Here is a 21,004-nt window from a genome sequence, read left to right as displayed (position 1 = left end):
CGGGTTATTTTTTATTTGGCATTAAAACAGGACCGCTATGAGCACTATATTTTCTGAGCAACTCAATCCAGTTCAAAATGCATTGGTTCCAATCGTAGTTGAACAGACTTCACGTGGTGAACGTTCATACGACATATATTCCCGCCTGCTGAAAGAGCGCATTATCTTTCTAGTCGGTCAGGTGGAAGACCATATGGCGAATTTGATTGTCGCGCAGATGTTATTTCTGGAATCAGAAAACCCCGATAAAGATATCCATCTTTATATTAATTCGCCAGGCGGAGCCGTGACTGCAGGTCTGGCTATTTACGACACCATGCAATTTATCAAACCTCAAGTCAGCACGTTGTGTATTGGCCAAGCTGCCAGCATGGGTGCATTGTTGTTAACTGCCGGTGCTAAAGGCAAACGTTTTGCGTTACCCAATTCGCGCATTATGGTGCATCAGCCTTTAGGTGGTTTCCAAGGACAAGCCTCGGATATTGATATCCATGCCAAAGAGATTCTGAGTATCCGTGATCGATTGAATGGAATTATGGCGCACCATACCGGTCAAGATATTGAGAAAATTGAACGTGATACCGATCGTGATAACTTCATGAATGGTGAACAGGCAGCAGAATATGGTTTAATTGATGCTGTAATGAATAGCCGACCTGCAGAAAAAGAAAAGTCATAAGCAATCATAAACGTTAGGAAAGTAGAGCGATGAGCGACGACAAAAAAAACGACGACAAATTACTTTACTGTTCATTCTGCGGTAAAAGTCAGCATGAAGTAAAAAAATTGATCGCTGGACCTTCAGTATTTGTCTGCGATGAATGTGTTGAGCTTTGTAACGATATTATTCGTGAAGAGCTGCAAGAAAAAACAGATGAAAAAGCAGATTCCAGATTACCCTCACCACATGAGATTGATTCGGCCCTTAACAATTATGTTATCGGTCAGGTTAAAGCGAAACGCGTCTTATCTGTAGCGGTATATAACCATTACAAACGTTTGCGTCATGGCACCAAAAACGATGATGTAGAATTATCCAAAAGTAACATTCTGCTGATAGGCCCAACCGGAAGTGGTAAAACCTTACTTGCCGAGACATTGGCTAGACAGTTAAATGTGCCTTTCACCATGGCTGATGCGACGACTCTGACTGAAGCAGGTTATGTTGGTGAAGATGTCGAAAATATTATTCAAAAGTTATTGCAGAAATGTGATTACGATGTTGAAAAAGCTGAAACGGGCATTGTCTATATTGATGAGATCGATAAGATTTCGAAAAAATCTGATAACCCCTCAATTACTCGAGATGTATCGGGCGAGGGTGTTCAGCAGGCATTGCTAAAATTGATTGAAGGTACAATTGCTTCAGTTCCACCTCAAGGTGGCAGAAAACATCCTCAACAAGAATTTCTGCAAGTCGATACCAGCAAAATCCTGTTTATCTGCGGAGGTGCTTTTGCCGGTCTGGATAAAGTTATCCGCAACCGTACGCATAAAGGTGGCATTGGTTTTTCTGCTGATGTTAAAAGCGTTGATACCAATGCTCCCTCCAGTGAAGCATTAAGAGTGGTGGAACCTGAAGATTTAATTCAATATGGATTAATTCCTGAGTTTGTTGGTCGTCTGCCAGTTGTTGCTACACTTGAAGAGCTTGATGAAGCGGCATTGGTACAGATCTTAACTGAGCCAAAAAATGCATTAACTAAACAATATGAAAAATTGTTTGAGTTGGAAAATTGCGAATTAGAATTTAGAGCAGATGCTTTACGAGCTATTGCCCGTAAAGCGATGGAACGTAAAACAGGTGCCCGTGGTTTGCGTTCTATTATTGAAAATGTACTGTTAGATACCATGTTTGACCTGCCGTCTTTGGATAACGTAACCAAAGTGGTAGTGGATGAAAGTGTTATCAACGGTGAGAACACGCCTATTTTGATTTATGAAGATCAACCTGCTGATCTCGCATCAGGTGATAAATAATCTTTACCTGATTGATCTTTAAACACTTTGGCTAATATCAATGCGTTCGGTTTCTCCGAACGCTTGATTTCTTTACGCCTGTCCCCATATTGTTTTCACGCACACGATAACCGTGTCTGTTGACTCCCTAAAGAGGTCTGCATTGATGGAAAAAGAATTTGAAGCTGCATCAACTGATGACAATGCCTTACAAAAAGTACCTGTACTGCCATTGCGTGATGTTGTGGTATATCCACATATGGTCATTCCTTTATTTGTTGGGCGTGAAAAATCCATCAAAGCTTTGGAACACGCCACCGATGAAAACAAACAAGTCTTACTAGTTGCTCAAAAAGATTCTGGCGAAGATTCGCCTGCACCAGAGAATCTTTATGAAACCGGGACACTGGCTAATATTCTGCAATTATTAAAACTGCCAGATGGTACGGTAAAAGTATTGGTTGAGGGCACGCAACGAGCCAAAGTCGCGTTGTATGACAATAGCAATGCATTCTGTGAAGCTGAAGTGGCTACTTTCATTGATCAGCATCCTGATCAGCGTGAAGCCGATGTATTGATGCGCACTTTGCTGGGGCAATTTGAGCAGTACGTAAAACTCAACAAAAAAATTCCACCAGAAGTTATTGCTTCTCTTTCTAGCATCGAAGATCTTGCTCGTATGGCGGATACCGTTGCAGCACATATGACTCTGAAACTTGAGGACAAGCAAATTTTGCTTGAAATGTCTGATGTTAAAGATCGCATCGAAAAACTGATGGCTTTTCTTGAGTCGGAAATTGATATTCAGCAGATCGAAAAACGTATCCGTAACCGCGTTAAAAAGCAGATGGAAAAGAGTCAGCGCGAATACTATTTGAACGAACAGCTTAAAGCCGTTCAGAAAGAACTCGGTGAACTGGATGATAGTGGCAATGAAGTTGAAGAGTTAGCAGAAAAAATTGCTACTGCGGGTATGAGTACAGAAGCACGCGATAAAGCCGAATCTGAACTGAAAAAATTAAAAATGATGTCGCCGATGTCTGCTGAAGCGACTGTCGTGCGTAACTACATTGAATATTTACTTGAAGTACCCTGGAAAAAACGCTCACGGGTGACTTTGGATCTGGAGCATGCACAGCAAGTGCTTGATGAAGATCATTATGGTCTGGAAAAAGTCAAAGAACGCATTATTGAATATCTCGCAGTACAAAAACGCGTTAAAAAACTGAAAGGTCCTATTCTTTGTTTGGTTGGACCGCCTGGTGTTGGTAAAACATCGATCGCTCAATCAATTGCCCGTGCGACCAATCGTAAATTCAGCCGTATGGCCTTGGGTGGTGTGCGTGATGAAGCTGAAATCCGTGGTCATCGCCGTACCTACATTGGTTCTATGCCAGGTAAAGTAATTCAGAATATTTCCAAAACCGGTGTTCGCAACCCATTGTTCTTGTTGGATGAAATTGACAAAATGGCCCAGGATTTCCGTGGTGATCCTGCTTCTGCATTATTAGAAGTATTAGATCCGGAACAAAACTCGACTTTTGCCGATCACTACCTGGAAGTGGAATACGATCTGTCGGATGTGATGTTTGTTTGTACCGCAAACACCTTGAATATTCCGGATGCATTACGCGACCGTATGGAAATTATCCGTCTTGCCGGCTATACCGAAGATGAAAAATTGAACATTGCTTTACAGTATCTGTTGCCAAAAGCCATTAAAGATAATGGCTTAAAAGCGGACGAGATTGAAATTACATCTCAAGCAGTGATGGAAATCATTCGCCGTTATACACGTGAAGCTGGTGTTCGTAATCTGCAGCGTGAGATATCGAAAATCTGCCGTAAGTTAGTAAAACAAATTCTGAGTGAGTCACCCACAGAGAAGGTAATTGTTACTGCAGATAACCTAGAAGATTATCTTGGTGTTTATCATTATCAATATGGTGTGGCAGAAGAAGATGATCGTATCGGTCAAGTAACTGGTCTGGCCTGGACAGAAGTGGGTGGTGAATTGTTAACCATCGAGTCTGCCGTTATGCCAGGTAAAGGTAAAGCTAGTTATACCGGTAAACTTGGTGATGTAATGCAAGAATCCATTCAAGCCGCCACCACCGTCGTTCGTTCACGAGCAATAGAGTGGGGCATTGCCGAGGATTATCTGCAGAGTCATGATTTACATATCCATGTACCTGAAGGCGCTACACCGAAAGATGGTCCAAGCGCAGGTATTGGTATGTGTACAGCACTGGTCTCTGCAATTACTGGAATCCCAGTGAAATCAAATGTTGCGATGACGGGTGAGATTACTCTTCGCGGTGAAGTGCTAGCAATTGGTGGATTAAAAGAGAAATTACTTGCTGCTCATCGTGGTGGAATCGATACGGTTTTAATACCGAAAGATAACGTGAAGGACTTACGAGAAATTCCAGATAATGTAAAATCTGGGTTGGAAATTATTCCTGTGCGCTGGATTAATGAAGTTCTGGAAAAAGCCTTGCAACATATGCCAACTAAGGTATTACCTACTCCAGATACTGCCACTGTTCTAGCACCAGAACAGGCCAGTTTTCACGAAGTAAATACGCAAAATCGGCACTAACCTGAGAAAAGCGAGCAACGGAGATTTATGATGACTCAAAAACAACAACAGCGTTTAATCGGGACGCTTTTGCTTGTCTTTTTCATCGCCGTGCTCGCTTATATCGTTTTATCCAAAGTCAGTCAGACTGAGTCGGGTAAACAAGTTCCAGAAGATGAGCCGATTCAGTTTTCATCAGTCATAGAACCAGTAAAAGATAATGATGATGAAGCAATGGAAATGGATATTTCATCATCTGAAGAAGCATTTGTAGAGATTGAGCCTGACGTTACAGGCAACTCAACATCATTACCTGAAAATTTCGTGAAAGAACCCGTGCAACCTGAGACAGTGGCCCCAGAACCTGCCCCCGTAGTTCCAAAATCAGAGCCTGCTCCTAAAGCTCCAGAGTCCAAGCCAGAACCCGTAATTCCAAAAGCTGAGCCTGCACCTAAAGCTCCAGAGCCGAAACCTTCACCGGCACCAATTGAAAAAAAACCTGAACCTGCTCCTGTACCCGCGGCTACAGAATCTTCTGCTTCAGCAGAAACCACTTCGCGCTGGATTCTACAACTAGGCAGTTTTTCAGTCGAGGCCAATGCAACCAGTTTGAAAAAACAGCTAGAAGAAATTGGTTATAAGCCGATGATTGAACAAACGCGTTCAGCTGGGAATGTTATTTACCGAGTGCGGTTGCAGCCTAATCCAGATAGAGCAACGCTAGAAAAAACAGCAGAATCAATCCGTAATAAGTTGAATTTAAATACCCAGATATTTCCATATCCTTAATGCATCTTAAAGTCATAAATATGCAATATGATCTGTGTAAATATATTGGGTTAGCTTCTGTATTTCTGCTAAAATTGCCCCTTTTAACACGCTGCTCAACGCGGAGTCATAATGAACTGGGTAGATTATTTAATAATCGGCATTATTTTGATTTCGTCGGGCATCAGTATCGTTCGTGGTTTCATAAAAGAAGTACTTTCGTTAATTAGCTGGGCAGTGGCCATTTGGGTCGCTTTTATGTTTTTTGCCAATTTTGCCAGTTTGTTAACACCATATATCGATACAGCTACCATACGTTTATTTGTCGCTTTTTTTGTCTTATTTGTTGTCACATTAATACTCGGTGCACTGGTAAATCATTTGATTTCACAACTGGTTGAAAAGACAGGGCTTAGCGGCACAGACCGTGCGCTTGGGGTGATTTTCGGTATTCTTAGAGGGGTCGCAATCGTCACTATATTAGTGCTGGCTGCAGGCGTAACACCTATGCCATCGGATATCTGGTGGCAAAACTCATTATTGTTACAACATTTTGAAGATTTAGCGGTTTGGGTGATGCAGTTTTTACCAACCGATGTCGCTGAACACGTTAACTTCAACTAATCCTGACAGGGTGATTTTATGTGTGGAATTATTGGTATTGTAGGTCATTCCGAAGTCAATCAAGCGCTTTACGATGGATTGACTGTTCAACAACACCGGGGGCAAGATGCTGCGGGGATTATGACTTGCGATCAAACTGGACGGTTTTATCTACGCAAAGATAACGGACTGGTAAAAGATGTTTTTCATACTCGTCATATGATTCGCCTAAAAGGGTCAATGGGTATTGGACATATTCGATATCCTACCGCAGGTTGTTCTAATTCGGCTGAATCACAACCATTTTATGTCAACTCTCCGTTTGGTATTGCTCTGGCCCACAATGGCAATTTAACAAACGCACAGGTCTTATCCGATCAGCTGTTCAAAAGCGATCGTCGTCACCTTAATACTGGTTCTGATTCTGAAGTCTTATTAAATGTTCTCGCTCACGAGTTACAGACTTCTGGAAAACTCAAACCTCAACCAGAAGATATTTTTAAAGCGGTCTCAGAAGTTCATAAACGCTGCAAAGGTGCTTATGCCGTTGTTGCGATGATTGCTGGTGTAGGTATGTTGGCATTTCGTGATCCCTATGGCATACGTCCTGCAGTTATTGGTAAGCGGGAAACTGAATTGGGTACAGAATATGTTGTGGCGTCTGAGAGTGTCGCAATTGATACGCTTGATTTTGAGTTGATGCGTGATGTCCAGCCCGGTGAATGTGTCTTTATTGATATGCAAGGTAGTTTTCATAGTCAACAATGTGCGGAAAACCCGATCAAATCGCCTTGTATATTTGAATATGTTTATTTTGCCCGACCTGATTCTATGATGGATGGCATTTCGGTGCATAAAAGCCGTATGCGCATGGGGACAAAGTTAGCGCAAAAAATTAAACGTGAATTTCCCGATCACGATATCGATGTCGTCATTCCAATTCCAGACACGAGTCGCAGTGCGGCACTGCAACTAGCCTATGATTTAGATGTGGTTTATCGCGAAGGCTTTATTAAAAATCGCTATATCGGGCGTACATTCATTATGCCTGGTCAGCAACAGCGCAAAAAATCGGTTCGACAGAAATTGAATGCCATCGACTTAGAATTCCGTGACAAGAATGTTCTGCTAGTTGATGATTCAATTGTTCGTGGCACGACCTCACAACAAATCGTGCAAATGGCTCGTGATGCAGGTGCGAAAAAAGTATACCTGGCATCTGCTGCACCGCCAGTTCGTTTCCCCAATGTATATGGCATTGATATGCCATCACCGTCAGAATTTGTTGCGCACAACCGTAATGTCGAACAAATTGCTAAAGAACTTGGCGTGGATTGGCTGATCTATCAGGATCTACAAGATCTGGTTGAAGCCATTAACAAGAAAAGCGATGTTAAGCGGTTTGATACTTCATGTTTTGATGGTGATTACATTACTGGCGATATCGATGAGACTTATTTGTATTACATTGATGCGCTGCGTAATGACATGTCAAAACAAAGTAGTGAAGAAGGTAATGTCACGATTGAACTGCATAATGATGTTTAAACAGCTTATTCCTAACTACAATTCTCATACAGCTATTCCTGCTAAATTCAGCGGGAATAAACAGCTTTTTGCTGTTTGATACCAATTCTTATATAATCCCGTCGATTATGCATCAGCAATTGCCAAGAGAGATTGATCCGTTTCGTTTTGCTCATAGCGGTTTACAGATAGCGGGAGAAATTCCGGTCAGTAAAATGTCGCGTTTGAGTGAAATGCTTTATGACGATTCGGGGACGGTTTCTATCGATATGCAATTCGATATTGATACTACCGGCACGCCTTTTATGCGTGGGCAATTTGCGGTCACAGTCAATCTGCTTTGTGAGCGTTGTATGGAGCCAATGGCACATTCAATGAATATCACAACGATATTGGCATTGGTTCGACATGAAGGAAAGGTAGAAGGGCTTGCAGAACAATATGAGCCTTGGATCTTAAATGATGCGAAACAAGTTGATCCGGCACAAGTCGTGGAAGACGAGTTGATTCTCGCTTTACCGATTGTGCCAAAACATGATTACTCATGTCTGCCTGAACAATTATGGCAAACAGGAGAAGAAGAAATTGAGCCTGAGAAACCAGTCTCACCGTTTGCAGCATTATCTGCATTGAAATCGAAAAAGTAATTTATTTATCGTTATTGGGTTTAGGAGTTTAAGCCATGGCTGTTCAAAAGAGTAAAAAGAGTCCTTCACGTCGCGGTATGCGTCGTTCACATGATGCATTAACAGAATCGACTTTATCTGTTGATTCAACTTCTGGTGAATTACACCGTCGTCACCATGTGACTGCTGACGGTTACTACCGTGGCCGCAAAGTTATTGCTGACAAGAGTGAATAAGGCTTAACAGAAATTGAATTTAACAATTTCGATCGACGCTATGGGCGGGGATCACGGACCTCAAGTCGTGATCCCCGCTGCCATATCAACGCTGGAAAGGCATAAGGATGTAGAACTGATTTTGGTTGGCGATGAAGCAACCATATCAGCAGAGTTAGCTAAACATCAGTTTGCCGACCAACACCGTATGAAAATTCACCATGCTTCCCAAACAGTTGGCATGGATGAAGCCCCATCCTCAGCACTACGCGGCAAAAAAGATTCGTCCATGCGGGTGGCCATAAATCTTGTGAAAGATGGTCAAGCTGCTGCTTGTATCAGTGCAGGAAATACTGGCGCATTAATGGCAACAGCTCGTTTTGTGTTGAAAACACTGCCCGGTATTGAACGACCTGCAATTATTACCGCATTACCTACCATGCGTGGTCACACCTATGTTCTCGATCTCGGGGCAAATGTAGACTCGACTGCCGAGCATCTGGTGCAATTTGCGTTAATGGGCTCGGTTTTGGCTGAGTTAATTGACGGAAAATCAAACCCGACAGTAGGCCTACTGAATGTCGGCGCGGAAGAAATCAAAGGTAATGAACGGGTAAAAGAAGCGGCTCGTTTATTAGCTAAAACCGATTTAAATTATTACGGCTTTGTCGAAGGTGATGGACTTTATCATGGCGAAGTTGATGTACTGGTCTGTGATGGCTTTGTGGGTAACGTTGCGTTAAAAGCCAGTGAAGGTGTCGCTCACATGATTCGACATTATTTACGTCAAGCCTTTAATCGCAACTGGTTAACCAAGATTGCCGGTTTAATTGCCTATCCTGTATTAAAAAGCTTTAGCAAAGAACTCGACCCTCGTGCCTTTAACGGTGCGAACCTGATTGGTTTACAAGGCATTGTCATTAAAAGCCATGGTGGAGCAGATGCGTTTGCTTTTGCCAATGCAATTAATATCGCTGTACTGGAAGCTAGAAAAGATGTACCGAAGAATATCACTAAACATCTTGAGACTCTTTTAGAGGAACAAGTGTTGTGATCTATTCCAGAATTGCGGGAACGGGCAGCTATTTACCTGAAAAAGTTCTGACCAATGTTGATCTGGAATCAATGGTTGAAACTAGTGATGAATGGATTACTGATCGCACCGGTATCAAAAAAAGACATATCGCGGCGAGCGACGAGACTACTACAGATTTAGCTTTTTATGCGGCTAAAAATGCTATCTCAGCTGCTGATTTAAAACCTCGCGACATCGATATGATTATTGTCGCAACTACCACCCCAACTCGAATTTTCCCCAGCACTGCGGCACTAGTCCAACAAAAATTAGGCATTCATGGATGCCCGGCATTTGATATTCAAGCGGTATGTACCGGATTTGTTTATGCGTTGACGATTGCTGACAAGTTTATTAAATCGGGTAGCGCCAAAAATGTCTTGGTTATTGGCGCAGAAACCCTTTCACGTATAGTCGACTGGACTGACCGTAACACCTGCGTGTTATTTGGCGATGGAGCTGGTGCTGTCGTACTTCAAGCATCTGCTGAACCCGGGGTTTTATCTACACATATTCATTGTGATGGCAGCTTTAATAATTTGTTACACGTGCCGACAGGGCCAGGTAGTGCGTTAACTGAAGATCCAGCCTATATAGAAATGCAAGGTAATGAGGTTTTCAAAGTTGCCGTCAAAACCCTGAGCAAAATTGTTGATGAAACTCTCGAAGCTAATCAATTAGATAAGCATGACATTGACTGGCTTATTCCACATCAAGCTAATATCCGTATTATTGCGGCTACAGCCAAAAAATTGAGCATGTCTATGGACAGTGTTGTTGTGACTGTTCAAGACCATGGTAATACCTCGGCGGCATCTATCCCTCTGGCACTTGATGTTGCCGTGCGTGATGGTCGCATTAAGCGTGGTGAAACATTATTGTTTGAAGCGTTTGGTGGTGGGTTTACCTGGGGCTCAGCGCTCATCAAATTTTAATCTGAGGTATTTATACCAATGCATTCAGCATTTATTTTCCCCGGCCAAGGTTCTCAGTCTGTAACGATGCTTGCCGAGTTATCTGAATCGTTTCCGAAAGTAAAAGGGACATTTGACGAAGCCAGTGATGCACTTGGCTATGACTTGTGGGCTTTGGTGCAAAACGGACCTGAAATTGAACTCAATCAAACCGATAAAACCCAACCGGCCATGCTAGCTGCAGGTATTGCTGTATGGCGATGCTGGCAATCAGTAAGTGACTATAAACCAGCCTATTTTGCTGGCCATAGTCTGGGTGAATATACCGCGCTGGTTGCAGCTGAGGCAATTGACTTCAAAACGGCTATTAAACTGGTTGAAAAACGTGGTCAATTAATGCAGCAAGCGGTTCCTGCAGGTGAAGGCGCTATGGCGGCTATCCTGGGCTTAGAAGATGATGTAGTGAAAGCTGTTTGTCAGCAGGCCAGTGCTGAAGGCGTTGTCGAAGCAGTGAATTTCAATTCACCAGGTCAGGTGGTGATTGCCGGTAGCAAAGCCGCGGTTGATAAAGCTGTTGAAATTGCCACGGAAACAGGCGCCAAACGTGCTTTGTTATTACCCGTCAGTGTTCCTTCTCATTGCGCTTTAATGCGCCCGGCTGCTGAAGAATTATCCAAAGAACTCGAATCAGTATCAATTCAAGCACCGCAAATTCCCGTGATTCATAATGCCAGTGTGACAGCTACTGCGAGTCCTGATGAAATCCGTCAATTACTGGCCCAACAGTTATATAACCCGGTACGTTGGGTTGAAACAGTTGAATGGCTTGCCGCGCAGGGTGTAGACACTCTGGTTGAATGTGGCCCAGGTAAGGTTCTGGCGGGTTTGAGCAAACGTATCGATAAATCGTTGCAGGCTTTACCGGTATATGATTCGGTGACGTTGCAGAAAACTCAAGAAGTGTTAGGAGAATAATGATGAGCCTACAAGGTAAAGTTGCTTTGGTGACTGGCGCTACCCGCGGTATCGGCCGTGCCATTGCGTTAAGTCTGGGCGAGCAGGGTGCGACGGTTATCGGCACCGCGACCTCAGAAAATGGCGCCGCTGCCATCAGTGAATATCTGCAATCAGCAGGCATTCAGGGTAAAGGCGTGGTATTAAATGTGACCCAGGAAAATGCCATTGATGAGGTAGTCACAGCGATTGAATCTGAGTTCGCTGCACCAGATATTCTGGTCAACAACGCAGGCATTACCCGCGACAATCTGTTGATGCGGATGAAAGATGAAGAGTGGGACGATATTATTGATACCAACCTCACACCGATCTTTAAATTAAGCAAACGTTGTGTACGCGCAATGACTAAAGCCCGTTGGGGCCGTATTATCAATATCACTTCAGTTGTTGGTGTTATGGGTAATGCCGGTCAAACCAATTATGCCGCCGCTAAAGCTGGTGTAATCGGCTTTAGTAAATCATTGGCTCGCGAAGTAGGGGCACGTGGTATTACTGTGAACAGTGTTGCCCCTGGTTTTATTGATACCGATATGACAAGTGGCCTGCCAGAAGCGCATAAAACTGCGCTATTGGAACAGGTTCCTGTCAAACGCCTCGGTGAGGCAGAAGAAATTGCCGCTGCTGTTAGCTTTTTAGCCAGTCCTTTAGCAGGATATATTACTGGTGAAACGCTGCATGTAAACGGCGGTATGTATATGAATTAATGGCCTGAATCTGCTGAGACTTAGGTTTTTTATTGTGGAGATATTTTATGGACAAGGCTTCCAGCTTGTCTCCGCAGTGCTCGCACTATAAAATGCCAGCACGTTGTTTGTACTTAACCACCAAAGGAAACAGATGTTATGAGTGATATCGAAGCTCGAGTAAAAGAAATTGTTGTTGAACAATTAGGTGTAAATGCCGATGAAGTAACTGCCGATGCTTCATTTATTGATGATCTGGGTGCAGACTCGCTGGACACTGTTGAGCTGGTTATGGCACTGGAAGAAGCATTTGAATGTGAAATTCCTGACGAAGAAGCTGAAAAGATCACCACTGTAAAAGAAGCTGTCGCTTATATTAATTCTGTACAGTCTTAATATTACAGATTGCTTCAGATGTAGCCGTCTAGCGTGCAGGTCATGCTAGACGGCTACGTCGTATCTATAGAGAAGATTTACATGAGGAAAACTGATGTCTAAAAGACGCGTTGTCGTTACCGGACTAGGCGCGGTAACACCGGTCGGTTTATCGGTGGCTGAAAGCTGGGAAAATATTCTGGCTGGCAAAAGTGGTGTTGCTCCCATTACATCATTTGATGTGACTGATTTCCCAGTTCGTTTTGGTGCTAGCGTCAAAGACTTTGATGTTGAGACAGTTATTTCTCGTAAAGACGCCAAAAAAATGGATACATTTATTCACTACGGCATTGCGGCCGCAGTTGAAGCCATAAAAGATGCAGGATTGGAAGTGACTGATGCCAATGCTGAGCGCATCGGTGTTGCTATCGGATCGGGTATTGGCGGATTGCCAGGCATTGAAGCAGGCTATGACAGTTTTCTGAGCGGTGGACCTCGTAGGATTTCACCGTTCTTTGTACCAAGTAATATTATCAACATGATCTCCGGTAACCTATCGATTATGTACGGCATGAAAGGCCCGAATACTGCGATTGTTACCGCCTGTTCTACAGGAACCCACTGTATCTCTGCTGCAGGTCGTATGATCCAATACGGTGATGCTGATGTGATGATCGCCGGTGGTGCAGAAATGGCCACTTCTAAAACCGGTTTAGGTGGTTTTGCTGCAGCACGTGCATTGTCCACACGTAATGAAGATCCTCTAGCAGCAAGTCGTCCGTGGGATAAAGATCGTGATGGATTTGTGTTGGGTGATGGTGCCGGTGTCATCGTATTAGAAGAATACGAACATGCTAAAAAACGTGGAGCTACCATCTACGCTGAATTGGTGGGATCAGGCATGAGCAGTGATGCTTATCATATGACTATGCCGTCACAGGGTGGCGAAGGTGCAGCACGTTGTATGGTCAATGCGATGAACGATGCTGGTATCAACGCCGAAGAGATTGATTACATCAATGCACATGGCACTTCCACGCCAGCCGGTGATGTGGCTGAGACCCAAGCAATTAAAACAGCTTTAGGTCATTCAGCTGAAAAAGTAGCAGTCAGTTCCACCAAATCAATGATCGGTCACTTGTTAGGTGCAGCAGGTGGTGTAGAAGCCGTTTTCAGCATTCTGGCCATTCGTGATCAGGTTGCTCCACCGACCATTAATCTAGATAACCCTGATGAAGGTTGTGATCTGGACTATGTTCCTCATATCGCCCGGGAAATGCCAATCGAGATTGCTATGTCAAATTCATTTGGTTTTGGCGGCACCAACGGCACTGTTATCTTCAAAAAACTCAGTTAGTTGACGCGACATGATTCTGATTAACGGTCAACCCGAAAACAGAATCGATGTCACGGATCGTGGCTTGCAATATGGCGATGGTTTATTTGAAACCATCGCCTATCGTCATGGCCAACTGGAATTTTTACCCGATCATCTTTCCCGTTTAATTGAAGGCTGTCATCGTCTCAACATCGATTTTTCCACAGTACAACAACACTCTTTAATTTCAGAAATTGATACTGTATGCCAGCAATTAAATGCTGATGCCGTCATCAAAGTGATGGTTACTCGTGGCACTGGCGGCCGGGGTTATCGTTATCAGGCAGAAATGCCCACAACCCGCATTATCAGCAGCCATGACATGCCGGTTTATCCTGTTGCTAATGTTTCCGGTATTACCGTGCGGATCTGTCAGCAACGTTTGGCCATCAATCCATCCTTGGCTGCAATCAAACATCTTAATCGCTTGGAACAGGTTCTTGCCCGCAATGAATGGCAGGACGAGACGATTGCCGAAGGGCTCATGTTGGATTACCAGGAGCGGCTAATCGAAGGCACTATGTCTAATTTGTTTCTAGTGCGAAACAATGAATTGTTTACTGCTGAGCTTTCCAGCTCAGGAATCGCTGGTATTATGCGTAAACAGCTTATTAAAATTGCTGATGAACTGGACATACCTCTGCACATCACAACACTGACCCTTGATGATCTGAAATCTGCTGAAGAAGTCTTTGTCTGCAACAGTTTAGTGGGTATATGGCCGGTGATTCGAATCACTGATCTTAATGTGGATTTTGGTCATGGTCCGCTGACTCAAAAATTACAGAATGCTCTAAACTCAATAAATGTAATCGAATGAAAATACCTTTATATATCAAATTACTTTTTTTATTAGTGATCGCTGCAGTCATTGCGTTGGTTGCCTGGAGTGAATATCAGCGATTTCTGCATCAGCCGGTAAATCTGATAGAAGAGGAGACCATCTTTACCATTTACCCTGGGGATAACATCAGTAAAGTTAGTCAACGTTTGTACGACAGCGGTTTGAGCCCAGTCCCTAGCGTCTATCTGGATATCTATGCTCGCCTTCAAGGTAATGCGCAACAGATAAAAGCCGGTGAATATCGGATTGAAGCTGATGACACTTTACCGGCTTTATTGAATCTCTTTATCAGCGGCAAAGTAGTTCAATATTCGATTACCATCGTTGAAGGCATGACAGCCAAACAATTATTTGAAAAAATTCAAACTCATCCCAAAATTAAACAAACATTAACTGAATTGAATAATGAAACTGTTCGTGAGGCGTTATCTATCGAAAATGAACGGGTTGAAGGTTTATTTTTACCTGAGACCTATCATTTTCCCGCCAATACCAGTGATGTTCAGTTTTTAAAACGTGCTTATCAAAAATTACAGGAACAACTTAATAGCGCCTGGCAGCAAATGACAGAAAACTTACCCTACGATTCAGCGTATGAAGTGCTGATCATGGCCTCGATTATTGAGAAGGAAAGTGCCATACCTGAAGAAAGACCCGAAATTGCTGGAGTATTTGTCAGACGCTTGGATAAAGGCATGCGTCTACAAACAGATCCCACCGTTATCTATGGAATGGGGGACAGTTATGATGGCAATATCCGCAAAAAAGATCTGCAAACCGATACCCCATACAATACATACACCCGGTTTGGTTTACCACCTTCGCCAATCTGTTTACCTAGTAAAGAATCCATTGAAGCGGCTATGAATCCGGCAGAAGGTACCAGCTTGTATTTTGTTGCGGGTGCTGAAAACGGTGGCCATGTATTTTCGGATAACCTTGAAGATCATAATCGGGCGGTAAGACAATATTGGAACACTATGCGGTTAACACAATGAGCGGAAAATTTATCAGCATTGAAGGAATTGAAGGCGCTGGAAAATCGACCCAGCTACAGTTTATTACCGAATATTTACGTTCCCGTGGCAAACAAGTTGTCGTTACCCGCGAGCCAGGCGGCACCCCTCTGGGTGAAGAAATTCGTGAAGTGCTGCTGAAGCCAACTGATCAGTCCATGGCAGAAGAGACTGAATTACTTCTGATGTTTGCGGCTCGTGCCGAACATATTAAACAGGTTATTCAACCTGCATTAGAACGCGGTGACTGGGTGTTATCCGATCGTTTTGTTGATGCAACGTTCGCTTATCAAGGTGGCGGCCGAGGCATTAACGAACAACGGATTGGTGAACTCGCTGACTGGACCTTGCAAGGCTGCCATACCGATGTGACTTTCTTGTTTGATTTACCGGTTGCTCTTGGCCAAACTCGGGTAGAACAGCGTCAGCAGCAAAAAGATCGCTTTGAGCAGGAAAAACAAGTTTTTTTTGAACGCGTCAGAAACTGTTATTTGGCCCGAGCCAAAGCAGAACCACAACGTATCAAATTAATTGATGCCAGCCAGAGTATTGAAGCGATTCAACAACAGCTTAGCCGTCACCTTGATGAGTTAACGGGCACAGCAGTTTTATGACAGAGCTTTTACCATGGCAACTGCCGCTATGGCAGCATGTTATTGCCAGAGTAGAACAGCAACGTTTACCTCATGCTGTCTTATTAACTGGGGTCGCGGGATTGGGCAAAACGCTGTTTGCTGCAAAAATGGTAGAAAGCTTGTTATGCCAATCCCCAAGTAAAGAGTTTCATGCCTGTGGCCACTGCCATAGTTGTCAGTTAGTGCAGGCGGGCAATCATCCTGACCATCTGACTATCCGTGCAGAAGAAACGGGTAAATCGATAAAAATAGAACAAATCCGTGCCTTAAAAGAAAAACAATCGCTCACACCAAGCATTGCTAATTGGAAAACAGTGGTGATTGAATCGGCAGATTCGATGACCAACAGTGCTGCCAACAGTTTATTGAAACTGCTTGAAGAGCCACAGAAAAACACGATTTTGATTTTAACGACTGACGCTGTTCACCGATTACCAATAACGATTCGCAGTCGCTGTCAGCAAATGCATCTGCCTGCTCCTGATCATTCAATTACATTGCATTGGCTTAGTTCACAGGGTATTACCGCCGATGCTGAGCAGGTGGAGAAGATTACATCATTAACCCTGGATGCCCCATTTGCTATTGTAAAAGCCCTTGAAACCAATGAATGGCAAAGCTATCAGCAGGTTCAGCAGGATTTTGATCAGTTACTCCAACAGCGTGCGAATCCGGTGCAGCTCGCTAGTCAATGGCAACAGTTAGATCTGGTTAAAGTGATGCATCAACTATTATCAACGATTAAAATTCGACTGAAAAAACACTATTCGGAGTATGCTGAGGATAGTAAAACCCAGCAATATTGGCAGATCGTTGATTGCATAGTGAATACAATAAAGCTAGTATCGTCTTCAAATAACTATAACAAGACACTGTTAATAGAGGACTTTATGGTTTCTGTAATGCGTATTTCACAAACAAATTCAGTAAATCACTAGCCTCTACCTTAAATCAATTAAAGAGTATTTATATGGGCATGAATCCACGTAAAGGTATCCTTTCACTGAAAATCAGTGATCAGAACATGCTTTACCACTCTTTTATGCCATTTCTTAAAAACGGTGGTTTATTTATCCCTACCAATAAAACCTACGAAATGGGTGAAGAAGTATTTATTTTGCTTACCTTGCTGGATGAAGCAGAAAAAATCCCGGTGGCTGGAACCATTGCCTGGATTACCCCTCGAGGGGCACAAGGTAATCAAGCTGCCGGTATTGGCGTGCATTTCAGTGAAGGTGATGGCGGGGCGAATGTGGTTCGGGGCAAAATTGAAAACCATCTGGTCGATAAATTGAAATCAGACAAAGCTACCTACACAATGTAAAACACTGAAGGTAAGTGCCTTCATCAACCGAGTTATTTATGTATATTGATTCACACTGTCACCTGAACTTGCTGGCTGATCAACCGGGCGGCGTTGCTGCAATGGTCGCCGAAGCTACTGAAAATCATATTGAACACATCCTGTGTATTGCTATTGATAAAGAAAGTATTGAATCCGTTCGTCAACTGGCAGAGCAATATCCTCAACTCACGGCCAGCGTTGGAATTCATCCAAATGTTGAAGAATCAGGCACGTTAACTACTGAACAACTAATCGAATTGGCAGCGCATCCAAAAGTGATTGCCATCGGCGAAACAGGACTTGATTACTTTCGTAGTGAAGGGGATTTGACCTGGCAGAGGGATCGCTTTAGTTATCATATCTCTGCTGCTAAACAGACAAAAAAGCCATTGATCATTCATACGCGGGAAGCACGTGAAGATACTATGACAATGCTAGAACAAGAGAATGCCCGAGATGCCGGGGGCATTATTCATTGCTTTACCGAAAATTGGGAAACCGCTAAGCGTGCGTTGGATATTGGATTTTATATTTCATTATCCGGCATCGTGACGTTTAAAAGCGCCCGTGAGTTACAAGATGTCGCCAAACAGCTGCCACTGGATCGAATTCTGATTGAAACTGATGCGCCCTACCTGGCACCAGTACCACACCGTGGAAAAACCAATAAACCCGCTTTTGTAAAACATGTAGCAGCGTTTTTGGCTGAACTTCGGGGTGAGTCAGAGGAACAGATAGCAGCAGCAACGACGGATAACTTTTACCGATTATTTCCGACTGTTAATAAAGCCGCTTAATGAAAAGTCAGGCCAAAAATTTACTTCTGATCACTATTATAATTCTAGGATTGGTAGGTTGTGGCCAGCCTGACGTTCAGCTAAAACCACTTAAACAAGATGCCGTAATTCTCGCCTTTGGCGATAGCCTTACCTTTGGCACTGGTGCACAACCAGGACAAAGCTATCCATCAGTATTGGCGGAATTAACTGGCAGAGAAGTTATCAATGCTGGAATTCCCGGCGAACTCAGTAGTGCTGGTAAAACGCGTTTATCACAACTACTTCAGGAGACAAATCCGGATCTGGTTATTTTGTGTCACGGAGGCAATGATTTATTACGTAAACTAAGCCGCCAACAATTGCAGGCCAATTTGCAGGCCATGGTAGATGAAATTACTGATAGTGGTGCGCAAGTACTTTTAGTAGCGGTACCAACCTTTGCAATCAATCTAGCACCTGCACCTTTATATCTTGAAGTCGCTCAGAATAATAATATTCCCATCCAGCCCACTATTCTTAGTGAGCTACTTATCGACAACACCTTAAAAGCCGATCAAGTTCATCCCAATGCGCTTGGCTATCGACAGTTCGCTCAATCCATACACCATTTATTAATCAAATCGGGTGCTATTTCGAAGTGATGGAGTGTTATGTTTTATTTTGGTTGTGATTTTTTAAAGTTTTAATCCATGAGGACGATATACAAAGTATTGGGAAGAGTTCCCACCCACTTTGGAGCGTATCATGTTGAATTCCCTTTCTGTCAAAGCAAAAATGTTGCTTTTAAACAGTTTAATGGTCGTCGGAATTCTCATCTTGGCTACAATATTAATTCTCGGCATGAATTCTTTGGTGAAAATTGGCCAATCAAATGCGCTGAGTATTGAAGCTCAAACAACATTGGTAAATATGCGGATTGATCAAAAGGATTTTTTCAATCGTCTCGATGTTAAATATCAAGCAAGTTTCAACGACAATTACAGTCAAATCACGCAACAACTCATCCAGCTAGACAATCAACTAAATGCTGAAGGTATTCAGCTTGAGCAAATCCCACAATTACTCGGTTTGCTAGAGCAATATTACACGGCCTTTAATGAGCTTGTAACGATGCAGCAAACTATTGGCTTAAGCCATACAGATGGACTTTATGGCAATTTACGAAAGTCAGTTCAGGCAGCTGAAAAAATGCTGGGAGATTATCAAAACGATACATTATTAAAAAGCATGCTGATGTTACGTCGCAATGAAAAAGACTTTTTATTGCGTAAAGATGTCAGCTACTTCAATACGTTTAACGATAACCTGAAGGTTTTTTATCAGGATCTACAGCAAAGCTATATGAGCGATTCCGAACAACGTCAGGTAAAGGACTTGATGCAAAACTATAGCAATGATTTCGCTACGTTAGTAACCAATTATGAGCAGCTGGGTTTTAACGAAGATCTTGGTCAGATTGGAACTATGCGAGCAAATGTTTATGAAATAAGGGATTTGTTCGGCGAAACAGCTAGACTCATAGCGGATAAAGTTTCGTCTCATGAAAAAACGGTCTATATTCAAGCCGTTATTACAATATTGTTGATTTTAGCTATTTTAATTTTCCTATCACAGTTTATCAGCCGCAGTGTGGTCAACCCAATCAATCTGTTGTCTGAAGTGATGAAACGCGCTCAGCAAAATAAAGACTTAACTCAGCGAGCCAATGTCGAAGGGAAAGATGAAATTGTGCAAATGGCCGATGTCTTTAACCAAATGATGACTGCATTCAGTCAATTGATTCAGCAAGTGTTTGATTCATCTCGCCAACTTAATGTGGCCGCTGAAGAATTAACGGTTATTACTGGACAAACAAGTCGTGGCGTTATGAGCCAACAAAGTGATAGTGATCAGGTCGCAACCGCGATGAATGAAATGACGGCAACAGTTCAAGAGGTTGCTCGCTATGCTACTCAAGCAGCTGAAGCTTCACGCACTGCAGATGATGAAACTAAGGCAGGAAAATCTGTGGTCATGGACGCTATTAACGGTATTAAGCAACTTGCAAAACAAGTAGAAACAGGCGCCATCTCAATTAAAGATCTGCAAAAAGAAAGTGAGAATATTGGTAGCGTGTTGACGGTGATTCAAGGAATCGCTGAGCAAACGAATCTCTTAGCATTGAATGCGGCCATTGAAGCGGCTAGGGCAGGCGAATCGGGCAGAGGCTTTGCTGTGGTTGCTGACGAGGTTAGAACACTCGCTAAACGTAGCCATGACTCAACCGAAGAAATTAAAAAAATTATTGATCGTTTGCAAAACGAAGCAGAAAAAGCTGTTCGAGTTATGGATGAAGAACTTGAACAAGCCAATCAAAGTGTCGAAAAAGCGGAGAAGGCCGGGCAATCACTGGATATTATTGCTGAATCAGTCGCTTCAATCCGTGATATGAATACCCACATTGCCAGTGCAGCAGAAGAGCAATCGGCCGTTGCTGAGGAAATAAACCGTAATATTGTCAGTATTGCTCAAGTTGCAGAAGAGAATGCCGAAAGTACCAATCAAACTACATTGACCAGTCAGGAACTGGCCAGATTGGCGAATGGACTGGAAACACAAATCAGTCAGTTCAAAATTTAAAAATTCACTAGCTGCTCAGGCCAACTCTGTTATATCGTTGTAGAG

22 protein-coding genes are annotated in these 21,004 nt (G+C 43.1%); all 22 read left to right on the top strand.

The genetic code is table 11. The features are described 5' to 3' along the window. Window positions 1-37 precede the first annotated feature (37 nt). The 22 genes from clpP (at window position 38) to ACN0V2_RS03705 (ending at window position 20,959) form a co-directional block, all read left to right on the top strand. Window positions 38-679: an ATP-dependent Clp endopeptidase proteolytic subunit ClpP gene (gene clpP, locus ACN0V2_RS03810; protein ID WP_417549460.1), complete on the top strand. Its 642-nt coding sequence runs from the start codon at window positions 38-40 to the stop codon at window positions 677-679. A 29-nt stretch (window positions 680-708) separates the two neighbouring features. Continuing rightward, window positions 709-1,980, top strand: coding sequence for an ATP-dependent Clp protease ATP-binding subunit ClpX (gene clpX / locus ACN0V2_RS03805; RefSeq protein ID WP_417549459.1), 1,272 nt, complete (start codon window positions 709-711; stop codon window positions 1,978-1,980). Between the two features lie 145 nt (window positions 1,981-2,125). Then, a complete protein-coding gene (lon, locus tag ACN0V2_RS03800) occupies window positions 2,126-4,561 on the top strand; it encodes an endopeptidase La (protein ID WP_417549458.1) in 2,436 nt (811 codons plus the stop codon). A 27-nt stretch (window positions 4,562-4,588) separates the two neighbouring features. Next, the gene (locus ACN0V2_RS03795; RefSeq protein ID WP_417549457.1) at window positions 4,589-5,329 is read left to right on the top strand and encodes an SPOR domain-containing protein; all 741 of its coding nucleotides are present in this window, start codon (window positions 4,589-4,591) and stop codon (window positions 5,327-5,329) included. Between the two features lie 111 nt (window positions 5,330-5,440). Continuing rightward, entirely contained in the window at window positions 5,441-5,932 is a 492-nt protein-coding gene (locus tag ACN0V2_RS03790) for a CvpA family protein (RefSeq protein ID WP_417549456.1), read from the top strand. 18 nt (window positions 5,933-5,950) lie between these two features. After that, window positions 5,951-7,459 (top strand): amidophosphoribosyltransferase, encoded by a 1,509-nt coding sequence (gene purF / locus ACN0V2_RS03785; protein ID WP_417549455.1) that lies wholly within the window; start codon window positions 5,951-5,953, stop codon window positions 7,457-7,459. 107 nt (window positions 7,460-7,566) lie between these two features. Next, window positions 7,567-8,085 carry a YceD family protein gene (locus tag ACN0V2_RS03780; RefSeq protein ID WP_417549454.1) on the top strand — a complete coding sequence of 173 codons (519 nt, stop codon included), beginning with the start codon at window positions 7,567-7,569 and terminating at the stop codon, window positions 8,083-8,085. A gap of 35 nt (window positions 8,086-8,120) precedes the next feature. Continuing rightward, window positions 8,121-8,300 carry a 50S ribosomal protein L32 gene (gene rpmF, locus ACN0V2_RS03775; protein WP_069295354.1) on the top strand — a complete coding sequence of 60 codons (180 nt, stop codon included), beginning with the start codon at window positions 8,121-8,123 and terminating at the stop codon, window positions 8,298-8,300. Window positions 8,301-8,313: 13 nt separating this feature from the next. Next, complete coding sequence (gene plsX, locus ACN0V2_RS03770; RefSeq protein ID WP_417549453.1) at window positions 8,314-9,333, top strand: phosphate acyltransferase PlsX; 1,020 nt, start codon at window positions 8,314-8,316, stop codon at window positions 9,331-9,333. Continuing rightward, window positions 9,330-10,289 (top strand): beta-ketoacyl-ACP synthase III, encoded by a 960-nt coding sequence (locus tag ACN0V2_RS03765; protein WP_417549452.1) that lies wholly within the window; start codon window positions 9,330-9,332, stop codon window positions 10,287-10,289. Before plsX ends, ACN0V2_RS03765 begins: the two co-directional genes overlap by 4 nt. Before the next feature lie 18 nt (window positions 10,290-10,307). Further along, a complete protein-coding gene (fabD, locus tag ACN0V2_RS03760; RefSeq protein ID WP_417549451.1) occupies window positions 10,308-11,243 on the top strand; it encodes an ACP S-malonyltransferase in 936 nt (311 codons plus the stop codon). A 2-nt stretch (window positions 11,244-11,245) separates the two neighbouring features. Next, window positions 11,246-11,989: a 3-oxoacyl-ACP reductase FabG gene (fabG, locus tag ACN0V2_RS03755; protein WP_417549501.1), complete on the top strand. Its 744-nt coding sequence runs from the start codon at window positions 11,246-11,248 to the stop codon at window positions 11,987-11,989. Window positions 11,990-12,127: 138 nt separating this feature from the next. Continuing rightward, a complete protein-coding gene (gene acpP, locus ACN0V2_RS03750) occupies window positions 12,128-12,364 on the top strand; it encodes an acyl carrier protein (RefSeq protein WP_014707198.1) in 237 nt (78 codons plus the stop codon). A 94-nt stretch (window positions 12,365-12,458) separates the two neighbouring features. After that, window positions 12,459-13,700: a beta-ketoacyl-ACP synthase II gene (fabF, locus tag ACN0V2_RS03745; protein WP_417549450.1), complete on the top strand. Its 1,242-nt coding sequence runs from the start codon at window positions 12,459-12,461 to the stop codon at window positions 13,698-13,700. 10 nt (window positions 13,701-13,710) lie between these two features. Then, window positions 13,711-14,541, top strand: coding sequence for an aminodeoxychorismate lyase (gene pabC, locus ACN0V2_RS03740; RefSeq protein ID WP_417549449.1), 831 nt, complete (start codon window positions 13,711-13,713; stop codon window positions 14,539-14,541). After that, on the top strand, window positions 14,538-15,563 hold the full coding sequence (mltG, locus tag ACN0V2_RS03735) for an endolytic transglycosylase MltG (RefSeq protein ID WP_417549448.1): 1,026 nt from the start codon (window positions 14,538-14,540) through the stop codon (window positions 15,561-15,563). The genes pabC and mltG overlap by 4 nt, the downstream gene beginning before the upstream one ends. After that, window positions 15,560-16,195: a dTMP kinase gene (gene tmk, locus ACN0V2_RS03730; RefSeq protein ID WP_417549447.1), complete on the top strand. Its 636-nt coding sequence runs from the start codon at window positions 15,560-15,562 to the stop codon at window positions 16,193-16,195. Before mltG ends, tmk begins: the two co-directional genes overlap by 4 nt. Next, window positions 16,192-17,154 (top strand): DNA polymerase III subunit delta', encoded by a 963-nt coding sequence (gene holB, locus ACN0V2_RS03725; protein ID WP_417549446.1) that lies wholly within the window; start codon window positions 16,192-16,194, stop codon window positions 17,152-17,154. Before tmk ends, holB begins: the two co-directional genes overlap by 4 nt. A gap of 32 nt (window positions 17,155-17,186) precedes the next feature. Further along, the gene (locus ACN0V2_RS03720) at window positions 17,187-17,540 is read left to right on the top strand and encodes a PilZ domain-containing protein (protein WP_136554279.1); all 354 of its coding nucleotides are present in this window, start codon (window positions 17,187-17,189) and stop codon (window positions 17,538-17,540) included. A gap of 38 nt (window positions 17,541-17,578) precedes the next feature. After that, window positions 17,579-18,358 carry a TatD family hydrolase gene (locus tag ACN0V2_RS03715; RefSeq protein WP_417549445.1) on the top strand — a complete coding sequence of 260 codons (780 nt, stop codon included), beginning with the start codon at window positions 17,579-17,581 and terminating at the stop codon, window positions 18,356-18,358. Then, complete coding sequence (locus ACN0V2_RS03710; protein WP_417549444.1) at window positions 18,358-18,981, top strand: GDSL-type esterase/lipase family protein; 624 nt, start codon at window positions 18,358-18,360, stop codon at window positions 18,979-18,981. The genes ACN0V2_RS03715 and ACN0V2_RS03710 overlap by 1 nt, the downstream gene beginning before the upstream one ends. Window positions 18,982-19,156: 175 nt before the next feature. After that, window positions 19,157-20,959, top strand: a complete 1,803-nt coding sequence (locus tag ACN0V2_RS03705) for a methyl-accepting chemotaxis protein (RefSeq protein WP_417549443.1) — start codon at window positions 19,157-19,159, stop codon at window positions 20,957-20,959. Window positions 20,960-21,004 lie beyond the last annotated feature (45 nt).

Source organism: Methylophaga sp., assembly GCF_048266885.1.
Lineage (GTDB): Bacteria > Pseudomonadota > Gammaproteobacteria > Nitrosococcales > Methylophagaceae > Methylophaga.
The sequence above is the reverse complement of the archived record's forward strand: the minus strand, read 5'-3'. Positions and strand labels throughout refer to the sequence as shown.